Annotated in this window: 23 protein-coding genes; 13 read left to right on the top strand and 10 right to left on the bottom strand. The window is 39.7% G+C overall.

Annotation, left to right across the window (positions count from 1 at the left end):
- Positions 1 to 26: 26 nt before the first annotated feature.
- The gene (locus H5089_RS17745) at positions 27 to 956 is read left to right on the top strand and encodes an AEC family transporter (RefSeq protein ID WP_182712772.1); all 930 of its coding nucleotides are present in this window, start codon (positions 27 to 29) and stop codon (positions 954 to 956) included.
- 1 nt (position 957) lies between these two features.
- Here the strand turns inward: H5089_RS17745 and H5089_RS17740 are convergent, their stop codons facing one another.
- Genes H5089_RS17740 through sixA form a run of 3 tightly spaced genes read right to left on the bottom strand, consistent with a single transcriptional unit; the run spans position 958 to position 2552 of the window.
- Complete coding sequence (locus H5089_RS17740) at positions 958 to 1695, bottom strand: SDR family oxidoreductase (protein ID WP_182712771.1); 738 nt, start codon at positions 1693 to 1695, stop codon at positions 958 to 960.
- An 8-nt stretch (positions 1696 to 1703) separates the two neighbouring features.
- Positions 1704 to 2057, bottom strand: coding sequence for a RidA family protein (locus H5089_RS17735; protein WP_002962161.1), 354 nt, complete (start codon positions 2055 to 2057; stop codon positions 1704 to 1706).
- Between the two features lie 24 nt (positions 2058 to 2081).
- On the bottom strand, positions 2082 to 2552 hold the full coding sequence (gene sixA, locus H5089_RS17730; RefSeq protein ID WP_024593905.1) for a phosphohistidine phosphatase SixA: 471 nt from the start codon (positions 2550 to 2552) through the stop codon (positions 2082 to 2084).
- 191 nt (positions 2553 to 2743) lie between these two features.
- On the opposite strand from sixA, the gene H5089_RS17725 reads away from it, so the two are divergent.
- Positions 2744 to 5467: an insulinase family protein gene (locus H5089_RS17725; RefSeq protein ID WP_182712770.1), complete on the top strand. Its 2724-nt coding sequence runs from the start codon at positions 2744 to 2746 to the stop codon at positions 5465 to 5467.
- A 54-nt stretch (positions 5468 to 5521) separates the two neighbouring features.
- Complete coding sequence (locus tag H5089_RS17720) at positions 5522 to 7774, top strand: EAL domain-containing protein (protein WP_182712769.1); 2253 nt, start codon at positions 5522 to 5524, stop codon at positions 7772 to 7774.
- On the opposite strand, the gene H5089_RS17715 is transcribed toward H5089_RS17720, so the two are convergent.
- Positions 7771 to 7965, bottom strand: coding sequence for a hypothetical protein (locus H5089_RS17715; protein WP_024604473.1), 195 nt, complete (start codon positions 7963 to 7965; stop codon positions 7771 to 7773). The two genes, H5089_RS17720 and H5089_RS17715, sit on opposite strands and share 4 nt — an antisense overlap.
- Before the next feature lie 139 nt (positions 7966 to 8104).
- Complete coding sequence (gene yeiP / locus H5089_RS17710; RefSeq protein ID WP_002962153.1) at positions 8105 to 8677, bottom strand: elongation factor P-like protein YeiP; 573 nt, start codon at positions 8675 to 8677, stop codon at positions 8105 to 8107.
- Between the two features lie 194 nt (positions 8678 to 8871).
- Between yeiP and H5089_RS17705 the strand changes: the two genes are divergently transcribed.
- Entirely contained in the window at positions 8872 to 9258 is a 387-nt protein-coding gene (locus H5089_RS17705; RefSeq protein WP_039489238.1) for an MmcQ/YjbR family DNA-binding protein, read from the top strand.
- 35 nt (positions 9259 to 9293) lie between these two features.
- On the opposite strand, the gene H5089_RS17700 is transcribed toward H5089_RS17705, so the two are convergent.
- The 3 genes from H5089_RS17700 to fadI all read right to left on the bottom strand — a co-directional run bounded on the left by H5089_RS17700 (position 9294) and on the right by fadI (position 13395).
- Complete coding sequence (locus H5089_RS17700) at positions 9294 to 9803, bottom strand: GNAT family N-acetyltransferase (RefSeq protein WP_024596740.1); 510 nt, start codon at positions 9801 to 9803, stop codon at positions 9294 to 9296.
- Positions 9804 to 9877: 74 nt separating this feature from the next.
- Positions 9878 to 12085 (bottom strand): fatty acid oxidation complex subunit alpha FadJ, encoded by a 2208-nt coding sequence (gene fadJ, locus H5089_RS17695; RefSeq protein ID WP_182712768.1) that lies wholly within the window; start codon positions 12083 to 12085, stop codon positions 9878 to 9880.
- On the bottom strand, positions 12085 to 13395 hold the full coding sequence (gene fadI, locus H5089_RS17690) for an acetyl-CoA C-acyltransferase FadI (RefSeq protein WP_004335629.1): 1311 nt from the start codon (positions 13393 to 13395) through the stop codon (positions 12085 to 12087). The genes fadJ and fadI overlap by 1 nt, the downstream gene beginning before the upstream one ends.
- A gap of 306 nt (positions 13396 to 13701) precedes the next feature.
- Here fadI and H5089_RS17685 point away from each other — a divergent pair, with 306 nt between their 5' ends.
- The 9 genes from H5089_RS17685 to H5089_RS17645 all read left to right on the top strand — a co-directional run bounded on the left by H5089_RS17685 (position 13702) and on the right by H5089_RS17645 (position 22995).
- Entirely contained in the window at positions 13702 to 14658 is a 957-nt protein-coding gene (locus H5089_RS17685) for a MoxR family ATPase (RefSeq protein WP_007377762.1), read from the top strand.
- A gap of 3 nt (positions 14659 to 14661) precedes the next feature.
- Positions 14662 to 15606: a DUF58 domain-containing protein gene (locus H5089_RS17680; RefSeq protein WP_004335626.1), complete on the top strand. Its 945-nt coding sequence runs from the start codon at positions 14662 to 14664 to the stop codon at positions 15604 to 15606.
- Positions 15607 to 15608: 2 nt separating this feature from the next.
- Entirely contained in the window at positions 15609 to 16043 is a 435-nt protein-coding gene (locus H5089_RS17675; protein WP_004335624.1) for a DUF4381 domain-containing protein, read from the top strand.
- A complete protein-coding gene (locus H5089_RS17670; RefSeq protein ID WP_182712767.1) occupies positions 16036 to 17022 on the top strand; it encodes a VWA domain-containing protein in 987 nt (328 codons plus the stop codon). The genes H5089_RS17675 and H5089_RS17670 overlap by 8 nt, the downstream gene beginning before the upstream one ends.
- A complete protein-coding gene (locus H5089_RS17665) occupies positions 17022 to 18953 on the top strand; it encodes a VWA domain-containing protein (RefSeq protein ID WP_182712766.1) in 1932 nt (643 codons plus the stop codon). The genes H5089_RS17670 and H5089_RS17665 overlap by 1 nt, the downstream gene beginning before the upstream one ends.
- A complete protein-coding gene (locus H5089_RS17660) occupies positions 18947 to 20605 on the top strand; it encodes a BatD family protein (RefSeq protein ID WP_182712765.1) in 1659 nt (552 codons plus the stop codon). The genes H5089_RS17665 and H5089_RS17660 overlap by 7 nt, the downstream gene beginning before the upstream one ends.
- A gap of 61 nt (positions 20606 to 20666) precedes the next feature.
- Positions 20667 to 21224, top strand: coding sequence for a sigma-70 family RNA polymerase sigma factor (locus H5089_RS17655; RefSeq protein WP_032827217.1), 558 nt, complete (start codon positions 20667 to 20669; stop codon positions 21222 to 21224).
- Entirely contained in the window at positions 21224 to 21976 is a 753-nt protein-coding gene (locus tag H5089_RS17650; RefSeq protein ID WP_182712764.1) for a DUF3379 family protein, read from the top strand. The genes H5089_RS17655 and H5089_RS17650 overlap by 1 nt, the downstream gene beginning before the upstream one ends.
- Positions 21977 to 22140: 164 nt before the next feature.
- A complete protein-coding gene (locus H5089_RS17645; RefSeq protein WP_182712763.1) occupies positions 22141 to 22995 on the top strand; it encodes a Tim44 domain-containing protein in 855 nt (284 codons plus the stop codon).
- Positions 22996 to 23042: 47 nt separating this feature from the next.
- Here H5089_RS17645 and ggt read toward each other — a convergent pair whose 3' ends face one another.
- Both ggt and H5089_RS17635 read right to left on the bottom strand, forming a co-directional pair.
- Complete coding sequence (gene ggt / locus H5089_RS17640) at positions 23043 to 24716, bottom strand: gamma-glutamyltransferase (RefSeq protein ID WP_182712762.1); 1674 nt, start codon at positions 24714 to 24716, stop codon at positions 23043 to 23045.
- 98 nt (positions 24717 to 24814) lie between these two features.
- Positions 24815 to 25357: a GNAT family N-acetyltransferase gene (locus H5089_RS17635; protein ID WP_024596749.1), complete on the bottom strand. Its 543-nt coding sequence runs from the start codon at positions 25355 to 25357 to the stop codon at positions 24815 to 24817.
- Positions 25358 to 25404 lie beyond the last annotated feature (47 nt).

Below are 25404 nucleotides of genomic sequence, written 5' to 3'. Positions count from 1 at the left end.
TTTAGCCATTACTAGGATGTAACTACGTGCATATTTTTTCAATTATTTTTCCGCTCATTTTTATTGTTGCGCTGGGTTATAGCTGCTGCCGATTAAAATTTTTCGACAAGCAGCATATCGCAGGCCTGAGTAAGTTTACTTTTTATATTAGTTTGCCTGCTTTTTTATTATTAAATATGTCGCAAATTAACTTACAGCAAAGTATTAGCCTTTTTGCATTTTTGAGCTTTTACATACCTGTTTTGAGTGTATTTGGGGTGGGTATATTAATTGATCGCTTTTATTTAAGTAAAAAACATTTAAAAAACTACCAACAACACGGTGTATTTGGACTTGCTTCTAGCTATTCAAATATGGTGTTAGTGGGTATTCCTATTGTTATTGCCTCGCTTGGCAAAGAAATGATAGCCATTGCATTTATGATCATTACTTTTCATAGCACATTGTTATTTGCACTTACATTTTTAATAGGCGCTAAAGGTAGCAGCGATAAATTTTCGTGGTCGCACTTTGGAAAAAGTATGGTACTAAATCCTATTGTACTGAGTATTGGGTGCGGGCTTATATTAAACATATTAGGAGTTACACTGTTTACCGACTTAGCAAATAGTTTGGAGCTATTAGCTAAACCAGCAATTGCCTGTGCGCTATTTGTACTTGGTGCTAATTTAGCTTTTTATAAAATAGCTGCAAATTGGCAACCGGCGTTAATAGCATCAATTTTAAAAATATTTTTATTGCCTGCGCTAGTTTTATTGGTAGGCACCTATGTATTTAAGCTAGACACGCAAATACTTAATGTATTGGTACTTTTAAGTGCGTCCCCTGTTGGCGTAAATGCTTATCTTATTGCGACTCAAATAAAGCAGCATGAAGCTACTCTTGCTGGGGCTGTCATACTTTCTACTATCTTAAGTGTTATTAGCTTTACGTTTTGGCTAGCTTTATTACTTTAGCTTACAAACCGCCGGCTACATCAACAAAGCTACCCGTTGTAAAAGAAGCGTGCTCTGAAGCTAAAAAGTAAATTGCTGCAGCAACTTCCTCGGGTGTACCGCCTCTGCCAAGGGGTAATTTACTTTTAAGACGATCGACTCGATTTTTTTCACCGCCATCGCTATGCATATCAGTGTAAATAAGCCCTGGTCTAACCGAGTTAACTCGAATACCTTTACTTGCCACCTCTTTTGCCAAGCCAATAGTAAATGTGTCCATTGCACCTTTAGATGCTGCATAATCAATGTACTCATTAGGAGAGCCCGTTTTAGCTGCCCCCGATGAAACATTAACAATACTACCGTCATTTCCCATTCGCTTTATTGCCTCTCGGCTACATAAAAAAGCACTGGTAATATTTGTAGTCAAAACTTCGTTTATGCGCTTAGCACTCATTTCTAACAAGGGCATTTGTGGTTTTAAAATACCGGCGTTATTTATTAGTACATCAAGTTGGCTAAATTCTTTATCAATAAAATCAAACAACGCCAAAACATCTGCCTCTTTCGATACATCTGCTTTTATAACTTGAGCTCTAACGCCAAAGCTTCTTACTTGATCGGCTACTAGCTTCGCACTAGCTAAATCAGCTTTATAATTAATGCAAACATCATAACCATGCTTTGCAAAATATAGTGCGGTAGCTGCGCCAATACCTCGGCTAGAGCCTGTGATAAGTACAACGGGGGAGCGATTCATTTAAGCTATTATTCTTTTAAAGCTGCAACTACTGAAATTTCAACAAGTAGTGCATCACGTGCCATTTTAGCTTCTACGCAGGCACGTGCAGGCGCATAACCCTCGGGTACCCATGCATCCCATACTGCATTCATATCAGCAAAGTATTCCATGCTCTTTACATAAATAGTCGCGCTAAGCATATGTTCTTTTGAACTCCCTGCTTCATCAAGCAGCGCCTCTACTTTATCAAGCATAGTTTGAGTTTGCTCTTTAATACCTTTTTGCGCGTCGGCACATACCTGCCCACATAAATACACAGTGCCGTTGTGTTTTACTATGCGGCTCATGCGCGCACCTGTTTGTAAGCGTTCTATCGTCATATTACTTCTCTCAATTATTTATATTTAAAGGTTTTCTGGGGCATTTATACTTATATAACTACTACGCTGGGTTTGCTCATCATAACTAATAACAGCAACAGCACCTGTATTAAAAATTGGCATATTACCAGGGCTTAATTGGTCCACTAAATAACTTACAATAGGCATGTGTGCCACTATAAGCCATGTGTTGCATTGGGGATGAGTAGCAATAAGCGTTTCAAGATAGTCAGCAGCAATTTGAGGTTTGCCTTCGGGGATAATATCGGATGTGGTTTCACTAAATTTAAATACGTTATTTTTAGCCACACCTGCAGCTGTTTGCTGTGCACGAATGTAAGGACTAACTAACAGTGCATCAGGGCAATGTGCTTTACTGAGCCAAAGGCCCATTTTTTCAGCTTCATCGTGCCCTGCTTGGGTTAAATTTCTACCTGCATCATCAGCCTGCATGGGTGTTGCTTCGCCGTGGCGCATTATTAGGATTGTTTTCATAAAAAATCAACCGATTAAAGAATATAAAACAGTAGCCAGTTTGCCCATTTGTCAGCTATATTAACAACATAAATCTATTTATTTCTAAATAATTCTTTCATGAGATTCAGGTAAATCTTTAAGCTGTATTTCGCTTTCCTGAAGCCATCATCTGTTGTTAACAAGTAAACGTTTAGTTTCAGGAGCATCATTTGAATATCAGCCGCAATGATAACAGAGCATACCGCGCCTTTACACTGGACAATGGTCTAAAAGTACTATTAGTGCAAGATAAAGATTCTACAAAAGCGGCAGCATCAATGGCAGTTAACGCCGGGCATTTTGACGATCCTCTTGATAGGCAAGGCCTAGCACACTTTTTAGAGCACATGCTTTTTTTAGGCACTGACCAATACCCAGATTCAGGCAGTTTTAATAATTTTGTTTCGCAAGCTGGCGGGAACACTAACGCGTGGACTGGCACTGAGCATACCTGTTACTTTTTTGATATCAATAACCAAGAATTTGAACAGGCGCTTACCCAATTTAGCCGTTTTTTTATTGCGCCACTTTTAAATTCAGCCGAAACAGAAAAAGAACGCAACGCAATTGAAGCCGAGTTTAAACTAAAAATAAAAGACGATGGTCGCCGTATTTATCAAGCCCACAAAGAAACGGTAAATCCAGCTCATCCATTTGCTAAATTTTCTGTAGGAAACCTACAAACCTTAGCTGACAGAGAGCGCTGTATTAGTGATGAGCTTCGCGACTTTTTTAATAGTCAGTACCAAGCTCAGTGGATGACTTTAGTTATTTGCGCAAACGAAACATTAAACACACTACAAAGCTGGGCACAAACTTACTTTGGCGCAATTAAGGGTAATAAAAACCTCAAAAAGCCAGAGATCAGTGAGCCACTCTATCGCAAACAAGACATAGGAAAAATACTTCATATTGAGCCGCATAAGCATATGCAAAAACTTATCATAAGTTTTGCTATGCCTAATATTGACGACTTTTATCGCCACAAAACAGTGAGTTTTATCGCCCATTTACTTGGCTATGAAGGCGCGGGTTCTCTTTATTCTATTTTAAAAGAGCAAGGCTGGATAAACGCGCTTTCTGCTGGCGGTGGTATTAATGGCAGTAACTTTAAAGATTTTAATATTAGCTTAGCGCTTACCGATGAAGGTATTGAATACTTCGAAGACATTATTGAAATGATGTTTGAATATATTTGCTTAATTAACGATAACACCGAAAAATTGCCGCGCTTATACCAAGATAAAAAAAATCTATTACAAATAGCATTCGATAACCAAGAAAAGTCACGCTTGATTGATTGGGTCAGTAATTTAAGCATTAATATGCAGCATTACGACGAAGCAAATTACGTGCAAGGCGACTATTTAATGGAAGGCTTTAAAAAAGCGACCCACGAAATGGCCATGCAGTGGTTAACGCCACATAATATGCGCATCGTACTTATACATCCAGATGTAGAGCCTGAACATAAAACCGCATGGTACAACACACCATATAAAGTAGAACATATTTCACCTAATTGGCTTGATGCACTTAGCGAGATAAATAAACCGCTGAGCGAAATGCTGCTGCCTACCGCTAATCCTTATTTGACAAAAGAAGTGGTGTTATTTGATGTCATAAAACCACAAACAAAACCCGAGTTATTAGTAAAAGAACCCGGTTTTGACTTTTGGTTTAAACAAGACAACACATTTCGTGTTGCTAAAGGTCATTTTTATTTGGCCATGGATTCTGATTTTGCCGTAAAAGATGTAAAGCATATGGCACTCACCCGCTTATTTACAGATTTATTTATGGATAGCGTAGGCGAGCAATTTTATCCTGCAGAACTTGCAGGACTTAGCTACCACTTAACCTCGCATCAAGGTGGATTAACTCTACATACCGCTGGGCTTTCATCCAGTCAGTTAGAGCTTGTTGATCAATTAATAGATGCTTTATTTAATGTAGAAATTTGTGCAAAACGCTTTGCTGAATATAAAAAACAACTTGTAAGGCATTGGCGCAATAGCAACCAAAACAAACCAGTCAGTGAGTTATTTAGTATTTTAGGCGCAAAAATAATGCCTTGGAACCCTCAACCTGGGGAGCTTGCATCGGCATTAAAAAACACCTGTTTTCAGCAATTTAATGAGTTCAGAACAGACTTTTTTAAAGCACTACATGTTGAATCATTTTTACATGGTAACTGGCAGCAAAGTGATGCATTAGCCTTTCAAAAAAAGGTCGCCGAACACCTAAAAAACGCAGCCATAATTGAAGATTTAAGACGCCCTCTTTTTGAAATTAAAAAAGTAACTCGCTACGAGTTAGAACTTCCTTGTAGCGACCATGCCATGGTAGTTTACTATCAGGCGCAAACGGATTGCGTGGCCGAAAAAGTAAAAATGATGGCGTTAAATCATTTAATTAATCAAGATTACTTTAACGAGTTACGAACAACACAACAGCTAGGTTATTTAGTGGGCGCAGGTTATGCACCTTTTAATACTCGTGCTGGAATAGCATTTTATGTGCAGTCACCTAAGTTTGATGCAAAAACATTATTGCATCGTCATAACAGCTTTATTAAAAAATACCTTGATAACATTGATGCACTTGATGAAAACGATTGGCAACAGCAAAAACATGGCCTTAGTACTCATATTGCAGAAAAAGATAAAAACTTGCGCCTGCGCTCACAACGGTTATGGCTTGCTATTGGTAACAGAGATCACGAATTTCATATGCAGCAGCGACTTTTAGATGCCCTAAACGCACTAACACTAAGAGAAGTAAAAGTTTATGCACTAAGCCTATTTGATGATAATAGACCAAGATATGAGCTTTTAAGCTCGGCGAAAGTCAGTAAATCTCAAAATATGCCCGTTTACTCTCAATCTCTTTGACTCTAGGTTTAGCTTGTTTTAAATTATCATTTGTAAATTAGAAGTAATCAAAAAATGATAAAAACAACAATAAAACTAAGCATGCTTGTAGTACTTGCTTACTCATTTGAGCTTTTTGCCTTTGAGTCGTCACTTAATTACAACTCAGACAATATACTTATACTAGCAAGCGCCATTATATCGCTTGCTTTGCCCTACCTGTTATTTGTAATCCATAAACTTAGACGTTCACGCCGCCAACTTCGACTTTCGGAAAAACGCCTTAAAAGTACCGTAGAAGGTAGCGGCGATACACTTTGGGACTGGAACATAAAAACAGGCGAAGTTATTCGTATTAACGATAAGTATTTAATGGACTCAACTACGTTAATGGGGTTTCCACCAAATAAAGGCCTTATCCATCCTCACGATATTAATAACGTTGAGCACTTGCTAAAAGTGCACTTTGCAGAGCAGTCTGCTTTTTTTGAAGCCACCTACCGAATCAAAGATACTTTTGGTCGTTGGCACTGGGTGCTCGATCGCGGAAAAATAATTGAAAAAGACGCCAACTTATCCCCCCTTAGAATGACGGGTACCGTTCGCGATATATCACAGTTAAAATCAACTGAAGAGCGCTTAAACCTTTTTGCAAAATGTGTTGAGTCGCTTACTGACGCCTTAGCAATTTACGATAAAAACTTTAAACTGGTTGATATAAACCCTAGCTTTTTAACCTTGTTTGGTGGCGTACGCGAACAATACTTAGGAAAAGATTTTAGCCTATCTGGGTATGAGCCAAGCTACACAAACAGAATTATTGAAATAGTAAAAGAGCGCGAACATATTCAACAAGAAGTGAAGCTTCGTAATAGTGAGCGTATTTTATTACCGATAGAAATATCCATAGATGAAATTAAAAACGATCAAAATCAAATAACTAATTATGTCGTTGTATATTCAGATTTAACAGAGCGTAAAAAAGCAGAATCGCAATTACATAACTTATCGAATCGAGATCGCACAACCAGTCTGCCTAACCGAAATTTATTTTTTACTGATTTGCATAAACTAGTAAAACTCAATTCGCATCACGCCTTGCTTGTATTCGATTTAGATAACTTTAAAAAAATAAATGACTCGTTAGGACATCAGCTAGGTGACAGCTTATTAGCTAAACTAGCAATGCGCTTAAATAAACTAACCCGCGAAAATGATGTGTTTTATCGTTTAGGCGGCGATGAGTTTGCTCTGGTAATGTCTGACACTAACGACATACATGTAATTACACGCATGGCTAAACAGTTTTTAGCAGCCATTGCTACACCATTTAAAATGGCAGGCCACGAACTGGCAATCACCTCAAGTGTAGGTATTGTATTATTCCCAGAAGACGGTAATACGCCTGAACTGCTTTTAAAAAATGCAGATACCGCCATGTATCATGCTAAAAAGAAAGGTAACAGCTACTTATTTTTTAACGACACGATGAACCGTCAAGCCGTTAAACGACTGCAAATTGAAAACCTCATGCGCTTTGGTTTAAAAGAAGACCATTTTGAAGTGTACTACCAACCAAAAATGAATATTCGCACAGGCAAGCTAACCGGAATGGAAGCGTTAGTGCGCTTTATTACACCCAAAAAAGGCATTATTAGCCCTGGTGTATTTATACCTATAGCCGAGGAAACGGGCCAAATAATTGAAATTGGTGAAGTGGTATTAAACAAAGCCTGCAGAGACGTAAAAGAATGGCTAGATAGCGGTTTATTTAGCGGTCGAGTAGCCGCTAACTTATCAGCAAAGCAATTTAGCCTCCCCGATTTAACCTCTCGTATTGACGTTATTTTGCAAAAAAACGAATTACCTTCATACTTTTTAGAGCTTGAAATAACAGAAGGTACTGTAATGGATGACCCTAAAGAAGCCATTGCAATTATGCGTTCGTTAAGTGCCCGAGGTATTCATTTAGCAATGGATGATTTTGGTACTGGTTATTCATCATTAGCGTATTTAAAGCAATTTCCGCTTAATACACTTAAAGTAGATAAAGCATTTATAGATGACATGACCAACGAACGTGGCCGTAATATGGTCGACTCAATAGTCACTATTGCGCATAACCTTGATTTACATGTAGTGGCTGAAGGTGTAGAACAAGCCCATCAAATTGATATACTCAAAAAGCTTAATTGCGAAACAGTACAAGGTTATTATTATTCCAAGCCACTATCAAAAAGTGAATTTACTGAATTTTTAAAGCAGCAACAAACTAAAGCAGCCCCAAGCTTAATTAGAAAAAATAAAAATGTGGCGTCGATAAATTAAGGGCGCCATATACACGCATTTATTCCTACATTTCTAACTAAAGCGCGACGATAATGTAGATTAAACAAGCACCAGGCTACAGGTCCAAGTAAACCGCCTAAAATCAGCCATCGTTTAATTGGCATGCCTTTTTTAATGGTTTCTAAATACATTAAAGCTATAAATGCACTGCTTAGTAAAACTATAAACAAAGCTACCCCTTAAAGTTGCTCAAAAATACGGCGCTTATTCTAACGCTAACGTGATTAAATTTAAAGCAACAAATCCCCGCGCACAAAAAAGCCGAACCTGTTAAACACAGATTCGGCTTTTAAAATTATAATTTACGCGTTACTTTTCAGCACGACCCATAAATTTGTGTTCAACAGTATTAATACGGATACGGTCACCTGTTGAAATATGCTCTGGCACAGAAATATTTAAGCCAGTAGACATACGTGCAGGTTTTGAACGAGCACTTGCAGATGCACCTTTAATAGATGGGTCTGTTTCTTCAACAACAAGTTCAACACTTGACGGTAAATCAAGTCCTACTGGCGCGCCATCAATAACAATGACGTGTACGCCTTGCGTTTCTTCATTAACAAATAAAATTTCTTCGCTAATAGCATCTTTGTTTAAGTTGTAAGGCGTGTAATCTTCATTATCCATGAACACATACTCGTCGCCATCAATGTACGATAGCATTACTTCACGGCGTGTTAAATCAGCCAGCGTTAGCATGTCACTGTCTTTGAATGTTTCGTCAACTTTACCACCGGTCACCACATCGTATAAACGCATACGGTATAAACTACCACCAGCACGACCTTGCGGCACAGAGCGCACAATATCTTTTACAACTAAAACGCGGCCATTGAAGTCAATAGCAGTACCTTTTTTAACATCACTCGCCTTTGGCATGTGTGAATTCCTATTATTTTTTTGATTGGCAGAAACATACCACGAACTGGATTTTGTTCAACTAAAATTACGTTGGTTTTACGCTACATGTTGTATTAGCTTGTAAAATTTTAATTTATACTAAAATACATATAATCAAATGTGAAAAAAACTGCTATGGTAGCTTTACCGAGTATGACTTCAAGGAATGGATCATGGACCAGAAAAAAGTACATGAGTATTTAGTTAAAAAACCACTTGTTCAGGTTACAAAACCATTTGCGCAAGAGGTTGATGTATATAAAGTGAATCATAAAATGTTTGCGACTCTTGCTATTGGCAATGACGGTCAAACTAATGATGATGGTGAGGTTATTTGGTGGCTTAACTTAAAATGCGATCCTGATGAAGCAATATCATTGCGTGATACTTTCCCGGCAGTGATCCCTGGTTACCATATGAATAAACGCTTATGGAACACAGTAATTTTAGACGGCACAATTGCACAAGGTGAAATTGAGAGAATGATTGATAACTCATTTAATTTAGTCGTAGAAAACATGCCAGAAAAAGACCGCAAAGCTATCGCACTTCACTTGTAGCACTTTTTGGGCTAGGAAACTAGCCCATTAAAACCTTAAACCTTAAGCGTATAAATTAAATCGTCATATAACTTTTCGCCTATTGTATGCACTTTAAAAAGTGTATCGGTATGGGTTAAGCCGCACTTACTAAGCACCTTTTCAGAACCAATATTGCCACGCGTTACGACAGCTTTAAACTGCCTAATACCACATTCTTTCCAAGCCCAATCAATCACAGCTCTTAAAGACTCTGTCGCGTAGCCTTTATTAAAATACTCTGGCAATAATAAATAACCAAGCTCTGCGGTTTCTCCGTCATAGGCAAAGCCTGTAACACCCACTGGTTGTTTTGTTTTATTATTAATAATGAGTAAGCACAGTGGGTGGCGTGATTTAGTATTCCACTTAGGTAAGCGTATCTCAAAGCGGTTTCTTATCAGTGACTCCATTGGCATATCAAAACAATACTTAAGGACTTGAGGATCGCGATGAAGCGCTAGAAAAAGAGGCCAATCAGATTCTTCCATTTGGTACATGCTCAATCTTTGTGTAAATAATGTCATTAAGCTCCTCATTTAAATATTAAAAATCATAAAAAAACCGCATCTAAATGCGGTTTTTATAAACAGTAGAAACTTTATTCTTTTGTTTCAATCTCTTTAGTAACTTCAGGCTCAGTGACACTTTGCTCTTGTGGCTCAGTGCTTTGTACTTCAGGAGCTACAACCTCAACAGTTGCTGCATTATAAAAAGTAGTACCAGAGCTTGCCATTGTTACCAGTGACTCACATGGAGCAAAGTTAGCATCGCTGTTAGCTAATGTAGACATATCAGAGCTTATTTTACTTGCGCCTAATTTATCCATATAGCTAAACGGGCCACCTAAAAATGGTGGGAAACCAATACCAAATATTGCACCAATGTCGCCATCACGAGGGCTTGCAATAATGCCATCATCTAAACAGCGTACTGCTTCGTTAAGCATTTTCGATACACATCGCTTAGCAATTTCGCTTTTGTTTAAACGTGGAGCTGGGGTAACACCCAATAGTTCGTAAACTGACTCATCAACCTTTTTGCCTTTTTTGTCGTATTCATAAAAACCACGACCGGACTTACGGCCAAGGCGTTTTGAATCAATCATACGCATAAATGCATCAGGGCCTTTAAAACGCTCACCTAATTCTTTTTCAAGAATTGGAGCAATTTTAGAGCCAATATCAATCCCTACTTCATCAAGTAGAGCCAGCGGTCCTACCGGAAAGCCAAACTCAACTAGGGCTGCATCAATCTTTTCAATTGGCTCACCCGCAAGCATTAAATTAGCAGCTTCGTTTAAGTAAGGCGCTAAAATACGATTTACGTAAAAACCGGCCATGTCTTTTACAACAATTGGCGTTTTACCTTGCTTACGTGCAAAGTTAACAACGCGAGCAATAGTCTCTTTAGATGTACCTTCGTGTGGAATAATTTCCACTAATGGCATTTTTTCTACTGGTGAAAAGTAATGTAAGCCAATTACATTTTCAGGACGTGCTGCCTGCGCTGCAATTTGCGAAATTGGTAATGATGACGTGTTACTAGCAAAAATTGTATTTTCTTGGCATTGCTGCTCTACGTCGGCAACCATACCTTGCTTAAGCGCAAGATCTTCAAACACAGCTTCTATTACTAAATCAATGTGTTTAAAGCCGCTGTAGTCTGTTGTACCTGTAATACGGTTCATTGTTAACTGCATATCAGCTTTAGACATAATACGGCGCTTAAGGCGCTTGTCTAAAATTTTGTAGGTGTAGCTCATTGCATTACTAATGCCCTGCTCTGCTACATCTTTAATACGTACCGGTACTTTAGCTTTAACAGCACTTACGTGCGCAATACCTGCGCCCATTAGTCCACCACCTAAAACAGCAGTTTTGCTAATTGCGGGTGCGTCTTCATTGCGCCACTCTTTTTTCATTTCAGTGGTTGCAAAGAAAATACCGCGAAGCGCTTTCGATTCGTCACTCATTACAAGTGTTGCAAAGCTTTCAGCTTCTGTTTTATACGCTTTTAGCTCATCAAGCTCTACACTAGCACGCACAGCTTTAATAATAGCGAGTGGTGCTGGGTAGTGCCCGCCCGTTTTTTTAAGTACGTTTTCTTTAGCTTTTTTAAAGATAAAGTTACGGCCAAACGGGTTTGACTCTAGTAATTTACTAATATTGTCGAGCTTTGGCTCTTTTGCTTGTGGCTTTTTCTTAGTCGCAAATTCTTTTGCAACTTTTAGCAGCACACTGTGTGGTACACAGTCATCAAGCACGCCTGCTTTTTTAGCTTGCTTAGGGCGAATTTGTTTACCTGTTAGCATCCACTCAAGTGCTTTTTGAATACCAACAATTTTAGTTAAGCGCTGCGTACCGCCGCCACCTGGTAGTAAACCAAGTTGCACTTCTGGTAAGCCAATTTTTGTTAAATCGCTGTCGGTACCAACACGGTAGTCACACGCTAAAGCAAACTCTAAACCACCACCTAATGCAGCGCCATGAATCGCACTTACTGTTGTGTATGGCAGTTTTGTCATATCAAAAAATGCTTGATGGCATAGTTCGCTAATAGCTAAAGCATCATCACGCTTTTGAACGCTATCAAGCATTTTTACATCGGCGCCCGCGATAAAGTTATCGGTTTTTCCGCTTATAAATACCATGCCTTTTACATTTTGCGACTTAGCGTCTTCTAATAATGCTTTTAAGTCATCGGCAAAACTACTGCGCAGGGTATTCATTTTCTCCCCTGGCACATCAATCGTTACTACGGCAATTTTGTTTTCATCTACCGCTAAATTAAATACTGAATCAGTCATTACGCGCTCTCCAATACAAAGGCTGCACCTAAACCACCAGCAGCACACGCTGTTGTTAATGCCAAACCGCCACCACGACGTTTAAGCTCGTGTAAGCTTTGCGTAATTAAGCGTGCGCCTGTTGCTGCAAATGGGTGACCATATGCTAAAGAGCCGCCGTTAACGTTAAACTTATCCATGTTAATTTCGCCAATTGCTTTGCTGCGACCTAAATGCTCTTGTGCAAATTTGTCTGAGGCAAACATTTTCATATTGGCAAGTGTTTGCGATGCAAACGCTTCGTGCATTTCAATTAAATCTAAATCAGCAAGCGTAATACCCGCTCTATCTAGTGCAATAGGCGTTGAATGAGCTGGGCCCATTAACATGTCTTTTTCTACGCCAATTGCCGAAAATGCAAAGCTACGTACGTAACCTAGTATTTCATAGCCAAGTGCTTTTGCTTTGCTTTCGCTCATCATAAGTACGGCCGCTGCACCATCAGTTAATGGTGTTGCATTTGCAGCGGTAACAGTACCGTGCTGACGGTCAAAAACAGGTTTAAGCTTGGCGTAGCCTTCAACCGTTGAGTTTTTACGAATGTTGTTGTCTTCTGAAATAAAGCTTTTATATGGCGGTAAATGCGCCGTCATTACTTCATCTTTTAACTTACCATCAGCCCATGCTTGCGTTGCAAGTGAGTGAGAACGATGCGCTAACGCATCTTGATCTTCACGGCTAATGTTGTGTGTTTTAGCCATTTGCTCAGCAGTTTGCCCCATTGAAAGGCCTGTTGAGTACTCTGCAACTGCAGGAGGCACTGGTAATAAGTCTTTTAAACGCAGTTTTGAAAATATTTTTAAACGTTGACCAAGCGTACGCGCTTTATTTAAATCAACTAAGCTGCCTGCTAGCTTTTTACTTACACCAATTGGCAATACTGATGACGAATCTGCGCCACCTGCAATACCTACACTTACAGATCCCGCCATAATAGACTCAGCTACATTAGCAATAGCCTGAAAGCTGGTAGCACATGCGCGCGATACAGAATATGCATCAACCGATACAGGCATACCTGTGCCCAATACAATTTCACGTGCAATATTTGGCGCTTCTGGCATTTGTACTACTTGACCAAATACAAGTTGATCAATTTCTGACTTATTGAAATTTAATCGTTCAAGCATTTCGTTAACCACCAATTTCCCCATATCAAGTGCAGGTACATGGTGAAACGCTGTTGCTTGTTTTGCAAAAGGTGTACGTAAGCCGCTAACGATGGCAATACGGTCGCCCTTTGGTGTTTTTAGTATGTTTTGCTCAGACATTTATGCTCTCCCGCTGACAGGTCTGACCTGTTTGTTTTCCTCGATTCTAAACAACCCGTGCCCTAAAGCCAATAGATAAACACAAATTTATATAAACAGTGTTTAATTACGACTATCACAATAGGCTTTTTTAGACGCATTTACAAAGTTTTGTGGTACGCTAAAATTCGTTAAAAAATAACGAACTATTTTAAAAAATACAGTCTAACTCTTGAGTTACCCAATTATAAACCTTATAAATAGGTCAGTATTTATCACCTAACACTATTAGGTACAAACCCAGCTGACGAGGACAGTCCACTTATTATGGCAGCTAACGCATTTTCACAATTAAAAACGTACTTAGATACACAAATCATTGGCCAGCCAGAGCTTACTCAAGCGCTACTTATTGCTATTTTAGCTGATGGTCACTTATTAGTAGAAGGCCCTCCTGGGCTTGCAAAAACACGTGCAGTTAATGCACTTGCTAAAGGCATTGAAGGCTCATTTCAGCGCGTACAGTTTACGCCAGATTTATTACCAGCTGATGTAACAGGTACCGATATTTACCGCCAACAAACTAGCGAGTTTGTATTTGAAAAAGGCCCTCTTTTTCACAACCTAATTTTAGCTGACGAAATTAATCGTGCACCAGCCAAAGTACAATCAGCACTATTAGAAGCCATGGCAGAGCGACAAGTTACCGTGGGTAAAAATACCTATCCGCTTAGCGAACTGTTTTTAGTTATGGCAACGCAAAACCCGCTAGAGCAAGAAGGGACTTACCCGTTACCAGAAGCCCAGCTGGATCGCTTTTTACTGCACCTAAGTATTGACTACCCTGGCGCAGAGCATGAGCTTGATATACTGCGTTTAACACGCGGCGAAGCGCTTAACGAGCAACAACCAGTAATGCAAAAAATTAGTCAAAGCGATTTATTTGCAGCGCGTAAAGAAATATTAGGCCTTTATTTAGCAGAGCCACTTGAGCAATATTTAGTACAACTTATTATAGCCACCCGTGAAGGCGCTAAATTAGACGCGCAACTAGGTAGCTGGATTGAGTTTGGTGCAAGTCCGCGTGCAACAATAGCACTTGATAAATGTGCTCGTGCTCATGCATGGCTTCAAGGCCGTGACTTTGTAGCACCTGATGACATTCAAGCTGTTGTGCATAACGTACTGCGTCATCGTATTATTTTAAGTTACGAAGCCCAAGCCGATGGCATTACTAAAGATCAAGTAATAAGCCGTATAGTTGAACTTGTAGCCGTACCATAAGTTATGCAAAAACAATTAGAAACCCAAGCATGGCTCAAACAGAGCCATAGCCACGGTGTTAATTTAGCACTCAAAGAGCTGATGTATTACAAAGCCAAAGCGCAATTGCTTGAACTTGCCCCTAAGGTAAAAATAAAAAATACCTTAACAGGGCAATACCTTGCACCGCACAAAGGCCGAGGAATGGAATTTGCCGAAGTGCGACATTATCAGCAAGGTGACGATATTCGCTCTATTGATTGGCGAGTTACTGCGCGTACCGGCGAGACTCACACAAAGCTCTTTCAAGAAGAAAAAGAGCGCCCTGTGTTTGTGTTCACTGATTTTTCTAACTCAATGCTGTTTGGCTCAAAGTTACTGTTAAAGTCGGTGCAAGCTGCGCATATAAGCGCTCTTGTTGCATGGTCGGCGTGTCAGCGCGGCGATAGAATTGGCGGTATTGTGTTTAATCAGCACTCGCATTTAGAGCTAAAACCCAGCGCCCGCGAAAAAGCAGTGCTTAAGCTTTGTCATAATTTATGCGACAACCACCAGCAAGCGCTTAACAATATTGATAAAACAGCCACTAACAACTTTAGCGATAACCTAAAGCGCCTTAACCATTTAGCAAAACCAGGCAGCTTAGTGTATTTAGTGTCTGATTTTAATGCTCTGGATGATGCCAGCTTTAAGCAACTTGAAATATTAAGCCGCCACTGCGAGCTGATTGGTTGCCACATAAGCGATCCATTTGAGCATCAGTTACCTGCGTTTAAGCAAGCCGTTACCGTTAATGCAAATGGTCAAGACTTTGCCCTACCATTAATGGATAACAGCTTTAGAGAACGCTTTGCTAAAAATGCTGAGCAAGCATTTAGCGCGCGCTTTAATCGCCTAACTAAATCGGGTCTTAATTTAATATCATTCAATGCAGCAACACCGCTTGAGCTGCAATTAGTGAGAAAATAACCATGCAAACCAATCCACTCGATGGCCTGCACGATATAATAGCGCCAAGCCAAGTTAATTGGTGGCCACTCGCCCCTGCTTGGTGGGTTATTATTGCACTGCTGTTTTTAGCACTGTGCGCAGCTATTTATATATTTTATAAAAAACATAAATTTAAAAAGCCTAAACGCTACGCAATACAATTGAGTCAAAGTGAGCAAAACCCTCAGCAACTGCATATTATTTTAAAACGTTTAGTGATTGAATATTACGACAAGCGACTTGCTGCGCAATCTACCTCTAAATGGTGCACAACACTTAATACACTCACCGGTTTAAGCTTTACAGAACAAGAAATACTAAGCTTGTATAACCCTAGCCAAAAAGATACAACACTGTGCGAAAAATTTCGCCAAGGTATTAAGCAATTTAAAATAAAGGAGTCAGTAAATGTTTGAATTTAGCTGGCCATGGTTATTTTTATTACTACCCTTGCCTTTATTACTTTTACTATTAAAACCCGCAGCAAGTAATGCCAGTACGCGTTTACGTATACCCAGTTTTGCAAAGCACAATTTAACCAGCCAAAGCATCGAGCCACACGCACGACGTTTAAATCCCCTCGAGTGGGTAATTTGGTTATTACTTGTTACTGCTGCTGCCAATCCAACATGGTTAGATGAGCCAATTTCATTACCAAATGAAGGACGCGATATAATGTTAGCGGTCGATTTATCAGGCTCGATGACCGAACAAGACATGGCTTATAATGGCCAATATGTTGACCGCCTTACCATGGTAAAAGCTGTACTCAGTGATTTTATAGAGCAACGTCAAGGCGACAGGCTTGGGCTAATATTATTTGGCGACACCGCGTTTTTACAAACCCCGCTCACCCGCGACGTTAAAACAGTAAGTAAAATGCTCAGCGAAGCGCAAATTGGTTTAGTAGGGCGCGCAACAGCCATTGGTGATGCATTGGGTCTTTCGGTAAAACGCTTTGCCAATAAAGATGAAAGTAACCGTATTGTGGTGCTATTAACCGACGGACAAAATACCGCGGGCAATCTAAACCCAGAAGATGCCCTACTGCTAGCTCGCGAAGAAGGGATTAAAGTGTACACCATTGGTGTTGGCTCAGATAATCCGCGCGGCTTTAGCCTCTTTAATGTGGGTGGCTCTAGTGGCAGTAATTTAGATGAAAGCTTACTTAAAAAGATTGCCGAGCAAACTGGCGGATTATACTTTAGAGCCAAAGATGTAGCTGGCCTTCAACAAATTTACGCAGAGCTTGATAAGCTTGAACCTATTAGCGCTGATGAACAAACATTTCGCCCACAAAGCTCATTATTTTACTACCCGTTACTTATCGCTATTTTACTTATTAGCTTAAAAGTAATGCTTAGTACACTGCGTGCATTAAAGGAGCCAAACTAATGGATTTTGAATTTATTCGCCCCGCTCTTTTATGGTTACTCATACCTGCTGTGGCATTATTTTTTGTTGCCTTAATTAAGCATAAAAAAACCACCAGTGAGCAGCTAATTGCACCTCATTTAGCACAATTTATAATGAGCGAAGCAAACACTAAAGCCAGCCAGCCACTTTGGTTAGTTGCTTTGTTTTGCAGCCTTGGCATTTTATTTAGTGCTGGGCCTAGTTTTGAGAAAAAACAAGTTCCTGTATTTCAAAGTAAAAGTGCCCGTGTAATTGTTATGGATATGTCGTACTCAATGTACAGCACCGATATTTTACCAAATCGTTTAATGCAATCACGCTTTAAAGCGCTTGATATGATTGAGCTATTTAAAGAAGGTGATACCGCGCTTGTAGCTTACGCAGGCACGGCCTATATAATTTCACCACTAACAAACGATGCCACAACACTCAGTAATTTAATTCCAAGCTTAAGCCCTGAAATAATGCCAGACAAAGGCTCAAACGTTTTAGCGGGTCTTGATATGGCCAAAGAGCTATTAACACAAGCAGGTTATATTGATGGCGACATTATTTTAGTGACCGACGGTATTGACCAACAAGAACAAAGCGACGTGAGTAGCTTTACCAGTAACACCCAATATAGATTAAATATATATGGTGTAGGTACCGCTCAAGGCGCACCAATTAAGTTACCTGAAGGCGGCTTTTTGAAAGACAGATACGGCCAAATTGTAGTACCTACAATTAATGCCTCTCAGCTTAAAAATTTAGCATCAAGCAGCGGCGGTAAATTTGCTAGTTACCAACCTAGCAATAACGACATAAATACGTTTGCTCCAAATGCGCAGAGTGAATTATTGAAAGACGAAAAACAAAGCCACGCGCTTTGGCGAATAGATGCAGGTATTTACGGACTCTTGTTATTACTGCCATTTGGCTTGTATTTATTTAGACGCGCTGCCTTGTTGGGGGCTTTTTTAGCTTTTGGTTTTTTACCGCAGCAAAATGCGTATGCCGTAGAGCTCCCTACTCTTTTGCAAAATGCAGATCAACGTGCATTAGAGGCTTACAATAATAAAGAATACGATGCAGCAACACAGGCGCAATCGAGTGAGTTAAAAGGCGCGGCGCTATACCAGCAAGGTAATTTTGATGCTGCACTTAATGAGTTTAGTAATGATAAGTCGGCTACCGGTTTATACAACTACGGTAATGCCCTTGCCAAAGCTGGCAAACTTGAGGACGCAATTGAAGCGTACAAACAAGCCCAAACCTTACAAGATGACTTTACGCAAGCAGCCGATAACCAAGCCTTAGTTGAGCAATTACTAAATCAACAAGAGCAACAAAACCAGCAAGATCAGCAAAGCGACGGCGACGACTCTCAAGACCAAGATGATAGTCAGAAAAAAGATGAGCAAAACCAAGGGCAAAATTCTGATGAGTCAAAACAGGATCAGCAACAAAATGGTGATAAAAGCAATTCTGAAAAAGGCGAAAACGAAAGTCAAAGCTCAAGCGATGAAAAATCAGATAAAGAGTCTGAACAACCCAAAGATCAACAAGGTGAGCCTGGCGAGCAATCAGATAAGCAAAATGAGCCTGATATGCAAGCCCAGCCACAAAGCGAACAAGGGCAAAATAAAGACGCTGACCAGCCTAAAGAGGATGAGCAGCAACAAAGTAAGCCACAAGCAATAAGTGAGCAACCTGCCACTGATGAGCAAAAACAAAATGCTCAGCAACAAGCGATGCAAGCCCAAGCAAGTGAGCTCACTAATGAAGAAAAAGAAAAAGCACAACAGCTTAATCAACTACTTAGAAAAGTCCCGGACGATCCGGCTATTTTATTACGGAATAAAATGCAATTAGAAGCCCAAAAAAGACAATACAAACGTCGCCCTACAGGAGTCGAAAAATCATGGTAATGCGATTATTTTGCTGTTTATTGCTATTAAGTGCGATGCCTTCGTGGGCTGCCACCAAATTAGAAGCCAGCGTAGATAAAAACCCTGTATTAGCGGGTGAATTTTTTATGCTTAATATATCGGTAGACGATACAGTTAAAGGCGAGCAACCAGACACCTCATCGCTGTTAAAAGACTTTGTTGTAGGCCCAACAAGCTTAAGCTCTCGTACCAACATTATTAATGGCAGCATTAATAAACAAACTACGTGGTCAGTTAAACTAATGACCCGTACAGAGGGTGATTACACGATACCAGCATTTAGCGTTGCAGGGTTAACCTCACAACCTATTAAGTTAAAAGTGGCAAAACGCTCAGTTGATGCAGATAAAAATAACGAAATATTTTTAAAAACGTCGCTCTCGAGTAATTCATTATTTGTGCAAGAAGCCGGTGTTTACACTGTTAAGCTCTACCTTGCCAAAGAACTGCTTGATGGCAGCTTAAGCACACCAAGTATGGAGGATGCTCAGCTAACCCAATTAGGTAAACAAACTGAGAGTTATGAGCTAGTTGATGGCAAACGCTACCTTGTTATTACTCGTGAGTATTTGATTCAGCCACAAAAAAGTGGTGCCTACACGATTGCAGGCCCCGCTTTTCAAGGGCGAGTACAGCAAAATTACCGCCAACTGGAGGTATCTGCTCTTGGCGATGATCAGCAAGTAGAAATAAAACCAATCCCGAGTGACTATAAAGGCGCATGGTTACCAAGCGAATTGGTTAACCTTGATGAAGAATGGCAACCTAACGACAACACAGTAGAAGTAGGTACGCCTATAACACGTACTATTACGCTTACCGCGCTTGGAGTTACAAAAGAGCAATTACCTGAAATCTCTATGCCTACTATTGATGGCATACGCAGCTATCCTGATAAAAAAGAAAATAACAATGCAGTGCGAGACGGACGCGTTGTATCGCAACAAACGGCATCATATGCCTTACTGCCGCAAAAACCAGGTACTTATACTTTGCCTGAAATAAAGCTGCCTTGGTTTAATACCAAAATGAACCGTATTAGCTTAGCCACATTACCAAAGCGTACTATTACAGTAACGCCAAGTACTACCGCGCCTAATACAGCCATAGCAAACCCACAACCCAGCACAAATAATTCACCTACTCTTGAAAATATTTCGAATCAAGAAACTGGCACACAACCTATTGAAACTAAAAGTGATACTCCTCTTTGGTTAATAGTTTTTGCCGCTTTAGGGTATATTTTATGGATTGGTACTGTAATTTTTTACTTAATAAGCCGTTCTACTAAAAATACGACTGAAAAATTACAGCTAAACACCCGTGGTACTTCTCAGCCAAGCTTAAATGAGCTTAAAGCATTAGCCAAAACACACGATGTGAAAGCCTTTTACACCGCATTAAATAACTTTTCTGTAAAGGTGACCCATAAAAATGTTGGCGCGATTGATGAGCTCTGCATCCACGTAAACAGCAGCGAGCTTAATGGTCTCATTAGCCAATTGCAGGCACAACTTTATAGTAATAAAGGCGCAAACACGGATCTTAATGCTATTATTAAAATTCTTGAGATCTATCAAACTCAGGCATCAAAGTCGCAACAAACTGTATTAAAAGACCTTTATGATTAATAACTACGAACCTCAGGTCTTTTTTTGCAATAACTAATAATTTTTAATTAAAAAAGTGCTTATGCTTGGAAAGAAAAAATCAAACAATCAGGTCTTAATCGATATGGCAGAGAAACAAAAGCGTTATGAAGCCTTGGTCCACGTTTACAATAAAGAGCTTTATCGCTTTGCTTATTGGTTATGCCGTGATCCGCACATAGCAGATGATTTAGTACAGGAAACGTTTTTACGCGCATGGCGTTCACTCGACTCTTTACTTGATCAAAAGGCAGCTAAACCTTGGCTGCTTACTATATTACGAAGAGAAAACGCACGCCGATTTGAACGTAAACAGTTTGATTACAGCGACGTAGAAAACGATACGCTTGTTGATGAAACCAGCCATTCATTAGACGATGAAATGGAACAAACGGTAATTCAACGCCAGATTGCACTGCTATCTGATGAATACCGAGAGCCATTATTACTGCAAGTTGTAATGGGCTGCTCTGGTGAAGAGATTGCAGGCATACTTAATTTAAATAAAAACACGGTAATGACTCGTTTATACCGTGCCAGAAATCAACTTAAAGAGGCTTTAAGCCGTGATGATGAACAACTTAAAGGGGCATCAAAATAATGGATGAACTTGAGTTTCGTCGCCGCACTATTGCGCAGCCAAACGACATTGACAAGGAGCTTATGGAGTTTGCTGACAATAACCCAGAGCGACAAAGTTTTATTAACGATATGAAAGATTTTGATAAATTCATTCAAGATTCTTTAGATATACCTGTGCCTGAAAATCTTGCAGACCGTATTCTTTTAAACACATCGTTAAAAGAAAAAGCACTCCAAGAAGAACAAGCAACTGGTAAAAACATGGTTGATGCTCGATCGCGTTTTAAGTTTGATCGTGTACATCTTGCGTTAGCAGCGTCTTTTGTAGTGGCGATTAGTGCCTTCTTTTTTAGTACAGAGCAAAATATTGCACACGAAGCAGGTGAGCATGCGCTTGCCCATGTGTACTACGAAATTAATGCGCTTGATAAAAAAGAGCCCATTAGCCTACAAAGCGTCAACGACAAGCTTGCAGTATTAGGTGGTCATCTTGATGAACTTCCTGGCGCTGTAACTTATGCGATGTTTTGTGATTTTAAAGGCGAAAAAGGACTGCATTTAATATTTGAGTCTGACTTTGGTCCTATGACGGTATTTATAGTGCCTTCTGAAAATAAATCATTTGGTTTTGGAGATGACAGCTTCCGCGATGAGCGCTTTGAAGGTCACATTAATCGTGGCTCACAAGCTGATACTATTTTAGTGGCAAGTCTTGGAGCACCTCTAGATACATACAATGAACGCGTTACTGGCGCAATTCGTTGGCTTTAAAATAGACAAATTTACCGCTTAGTTTCTACTGAGCGGTTTTTTGATTATATACTCACCAACAAAGCGTTTCTTCACTCCCCAAAACCTCTGATTTTTAAAGTAATTAATTAAATTCCTAAAGAAAGTAAATTATAATCGCGGCTCGATTTTAATTAGGGAATTTCATGAAGAACATCATCGTTATTTTTTCATTATTGGCATTATTATGTACTGCCAGTTTTGATGCACACGCACGTAAAAAGTTTGGCAGCAGTAAACGCGGACAGACACCTGCAACACAACAAACAGCGCAAAAACAACAAACAGATACAACAACACCTAACGCTACACCTAAAGCCACATCAAATAAAAAAGGCATTATGGCAGGCGTTTTTGGAGGGCTTCTAGCGGGTGGCTTAATTGCAGCAATGTTAGGCGACGATTTTGAAGGTTTTCAGCTATTAGAAATGATTTTATTAGCTGGCGGACTCTTTATTTTATTTAAGCTAGTAACGGGCTTTTTACGTGCTAATCGTGCCCCACAACTTGCCAGTGCAAGTACAAGTGCTCAGCAAAATGCTTTTAAACAAGCACCTATCGAGCAACCAACAAGTACAGGCTTTGCAAGCAGCGCCCCACAAGGTGAAAGTGTGCCTTTTAATTTACCACCTAACTTTGACGTTAATGGCTTTTTGCAAGGTGCCCGTAGTCATTACCATACGCTACAAACTGCATGGAACAATGCCGATTACACCACAATGGCTGAATACTTAAGCCCTGCACTTGTTGCCGAGTTTAAAGCTGAACGTGAAGCTATACAAAGCGTAGAAACAGAAGTGATGTTTATTGATGCCGAACTTGTGCGCGCAGATACAAACGCGCAATCGTGGCAGATTAGTGTTCGCTTTAAAGGTAAGTACCGTGATTTAGGCAATAAAAAAGAAGAGCCTATTTTAGAAATCTGGCACTTAGAGCGTCTAATTTCAGACGACGCTCCATGGCTAATAGTGGGTGTTGAAGATTTAATTGATACTCAATAATTTTGTATTGTTTAAAGCACCGCGCTTTTAGCGCGGTGTTTTTTTATTTAAAAAACAATTGATTTACCACGTCCTGATGCTTCAGAAGCGGCATCTAATTGGCCCTCTTTATTAATAATAACGTGTAAGTCACCAAAGTGATTCTCATCTATGGTGTAGCCCATTTTTGTAAGCTCTGCTTTTACGCTATCGGTTAAACCTATGTGTGTTCTAATTATATTTTTAGGCCACAGTTGATGATGAAAACGAGGGCTATTTACAACCTGCTCTGCAGTCATATCAAACTCTACCGCATTTAAGATAGATTCGTACACAGAGCTAATAATGGTTGTACCACCAGGCGAACCTGTCACCATTTTAACGGTGTTGTCTTTAAGTAGTATTGTAGGAGTCATAGAACTCAACATACGCTTGTGCGGCTGTATTTCGTTAGCTTTGCCGCCTATTGCACCAAACACATTCATAACGCCTGGTTTGGCACTAAAATCGTCCATTTCATCATTTAAAATAAACCCTGCACCTTCAACAACTACACCGCTACCAAACCCTAAGTTTATTGTGGTGGTATTTGCGACAGCGTTACCCATTTTATCAACGATTGAAAAGTGTGTAGTTTGCTCACTTTCTTTAAGGCCCGGTTTAATATTTTTGGTAGTCGAGATAGCGGTTAACGAAATGCCATTACTGCGCTCTTTGAGGTAGTTAATATTAGTTAATGCGTTGACTGGTACATCAAAAAAATCAGGATCGCCTAAATACTCCGCCCTATCTGCAAATACACGTTTACCTATTTCAGAAAGTAAGTGTACATACTGAGTAGAGTTATGCGCTAAGCCCGCATCTGGTTTTTGTAGCTCATACATTTTAAGCCACTGTAAAATAGCAATACCACCTGAACTCGGCGGTGGAGAAGTAAGTACTTCATAACCATTCCAACTCGCTTTAATAGGTGTACGTGATTTAGCGGTGTAACCTTTTAAATCATCTTGATTAATTATACCGCCATGTTGGTGCATAAATTTAGCAATAATATTTGCAGTTTCGCCTTTATAAAACCCATCTTGGCCGTTATCACGGATACGCTTTAGCGTTGCCGCTAACTCGGGTTGCTTAAATACTTTATTAGCTTTTACATCAGCAAAGTATTTTTCGAAGTTTACATTTATTTTTTGCTCTTTTAGGTGGGCTATATAATTGCTCACACCTTTTGCTAACTTAGGCGGAACTACAAACCCTTGCTCAGCCAACGTTACCGCTGGTTGTACTAATTCTTCCCACTTTAAAGTGCCATGTTTTTTATGGGCAAGCCACATGCCCGCTACACTGCCAGGTACACCGCTTGCGTGAATACCATATATTGATTTGTTTGCAATAACATTACCTTGCTCATCTAAATACATATCACGATGAGCCGCTGTTGGCGCTGTTTCGCGATAATCTATAAAATCGCCATTGCCATCTTTTTGAATAAGCATAAATCCCCCGCCGCCAATATTGCCGGCTTCAGGAAGCGTTACTGCTAGTACAAATTGTGCCGTAATAGCCGCATCAACAGCATTACCGCCTTGCTCTAATATACTTTTAGCAGCATCGGCACTGAACGAGTCAGGCATTGCTACCGCACTTTGCGATAAAGGCTGCGCTAAAACACTAAAAGCAGCGAACTGTAAAACCAGCACACTTTTGACAATTAATTTACGTGGTGAAAAAAGCAATCCCATACAACATCCTTAATTTATTATTTTTTAGTTACGCATTCTTATTAATGCACGTCACTTAAGGACAGGTCAATCTTTATACTGTTGATATTTAATCATCTTTAAACACTTTTTGAATAAAGCACCGCAGGTAAGTCGCCTTGCTCGTCTGTATGTGTATAATTTTTTATAAATTGCAGACCTAGCTTTTTCATTATATTTATAGAGGCCGTATTATCTTTTAGTGCCGTTGCACTTATCGCCTTAACGTCATCTTGCTTTATAAGTTCATCACATAATGCTAAAGCCGCCTCGGTTGCATAACCATGCCCCCAACTTGCTTGCTTAAAGCGCCAGCCTATTTCAATATCACTGTAGTTTGGTGCATCAGTAAAAAAGCACATAGGCCTTATTAATACCCAACCTATAAATGTATTGGTTTGCTTTATAGTGATACTCCACAGCCCCCAGCCTTTAAGCTCATTTCGATATGCGAGCATACGAGGCACTCCCTCATTTTTTATTTGCTCTAAAGAGGTAGGTTCACCTCGTGTTAAATACTGCATTACAGCTGGGTCTTGGTCGAGTTCAAATAATTGAGGCCAATCATGCTCATTCATTAATTTAAAATTTAATCGTTTTGTTACGGGGGCGTTCATTTTCATTGTTGTATAGTCTGCCTCGAATTAATTATCAGTCTCTAAAGGAGATA

This window comes from Pseudoalteromonas sp. SR45-1, from assembly GCF_014163655.1.
GTDB classification, from domain to species: Bacteria; Pseudomonadota; Gammaproteobacteria; order Enterobacterales; family Alteromonadaceae; genus Pseudoalteromonas; species Pseudoalteromonas distincta.
The sequence above is the reverse complement of the archived record's forward strand: the minus strand, read 5'-3'. Positions and strand labels throughout refer to the sequence as shown.

What these genes read in the sequence shown, in the direction of transcription:
- H5089_RS17740 (WP_182712771.1), bottom strand. Translation starts at nt 1,695, where the DNA reads ATGAATCGCTCCCCCGTTGTACTTATCACAGGCTCTAGCCGAGGTATT.
- H5089_RS17735 (WP_002962161.1), bottom strand. Translation starts at nt 2,057, where the DNA reads ATGACGATAGAACGCTTACAAACAGGTGCGCGCATGAGCCGCATAGTA.
- sixA (WP_024593905.1), bottom strand. Translation starts at nt 2,552, where the DNA reads ATGAAAACAATCCTAATAATGCGCCACGGCGAAGCAACACCCATGCAG.
- H5089_RS17720 (WP_182712769.1), top strand. Translation starts at nt 5,522, where the DNA reads ATGATAAAAACAACAATAAAACTAAGCATGCTTGTAGTACTTGCTTAC.
- yeiP (WP_002962153.1), bottom strand. Translation starts at nt 8,677, where the DNA reads ATGCCAAAGGCGAGTGATGTTAAAAAAGGTACTGCTATTGACTTCAAT.
- H5089_RS17705 (WP_039489238.1), top strand. Translation starts at nt 8,872, where the DNA reads ATGGACCAGAAAAAAGTACATGAGTATTTAGTTAAAAAACCACTTGTT.
- H5089_RS17700 (WP_024596740.1), bottom strand. Translation starts at nt 9,803, where the DNA reads ATGACATTATTTACACAAAGATTGAGCATGTACCAAATGGAAGAATCT.
- fadJ (WP_182712768.1), bottom strand. Translation starts at nt 12,085, where the DNA reads ATGACTGATTCAGTATTTAATTTAGCGGTAGATGAAAACAAAATTGCC.
- fadI (WP_004335629.1), bottom strand. Translation starts at nt 13,395, where the DNA reads ATGTCTGAGCAAAACATACTAAAAACACCAAAGGGCGACCGTATTGCC.
- H5089_RS17685 (WP_007377762.1), top strand. Translation starts at nt 13,702, where the DNA reads ATGGCAGCTAACGCATTTTCACAATTAAAAACGTACTTAGATACACAA.
- H5089_RS17680 (WP_004335626.1), top strand. Translation starts at nt 14,662, where the DNA reads ATGCAAAAACAATTAGAAACCCAAGCATGGCTCAAACAGAGCCATAGC.
- H5089_RS17675 (WP_004335624.1), top strand. Translation starts at nt 15,609, where the DNA reads ATGCAAACCAATCCACTCGATGGCCTGCACGATATAATAGCGCCAAGC.
- H5089_RS17670 (WP_182712767.1), top strand. Translation starts at nt 16,036, where the DNA reads ATGTTTGAATTTAGCTGGCCATGGTTATTTTTATTACTACCCTTGCCT.
- H5089_RS17665 (WP_182712766.1), top strand. Translation starts at nt 17,022, where the DNA reads ATGGATTTTGAATTTATTCGCCCCGCTCTTTTATGGTTACTCATACCT.
- H5089_RS17660 (WP_182712765.1), top strand. Translation starts at nt 18,947, where the DNA reads ATGGTAATGCGATTATTTTGCTGTTTATTGCTATTAAGTGCGATGCCT.
- H5089_RS17655 (WP_032827217.1), top strand. Translation starts at nt 20,667, where the DNA reads ATGCTTGGAAAGAAAAAATCAAACAATCAGGTCTTAATCGATATGGCA.
- H5089_RS17650 (WP_182712764.1), top strand. Translation starts at nt 21,224, where the DNA reads ATGGATGAACTTGAGTTTCGTCGCCGCACTATTGCGCAGCCAAACGAC.
- H5089_RS17645 (WP_182712763.1), top strand. Translation starts at nt 22,141, where the DNA reads ATGAAGAACATCATCGTTATTTTTTCATTATTGGCATTATTATGTACT.
- ggt (WP_182712762.1), bottom strand. Translation starts at nt 24,716, where the DNA reads ATGGGATTGCTTTTTTCACCACGTAAATTAATTGTCAAAAGTGTGCTG.
- H5089_RS17635 (WP_024596749.1), bottom strand. Translation starts at nt 25,357, where the DNA reads ATGAAAATGAACGCCCCCGTAACAAAACGATTAAATTTTAAATTAATG.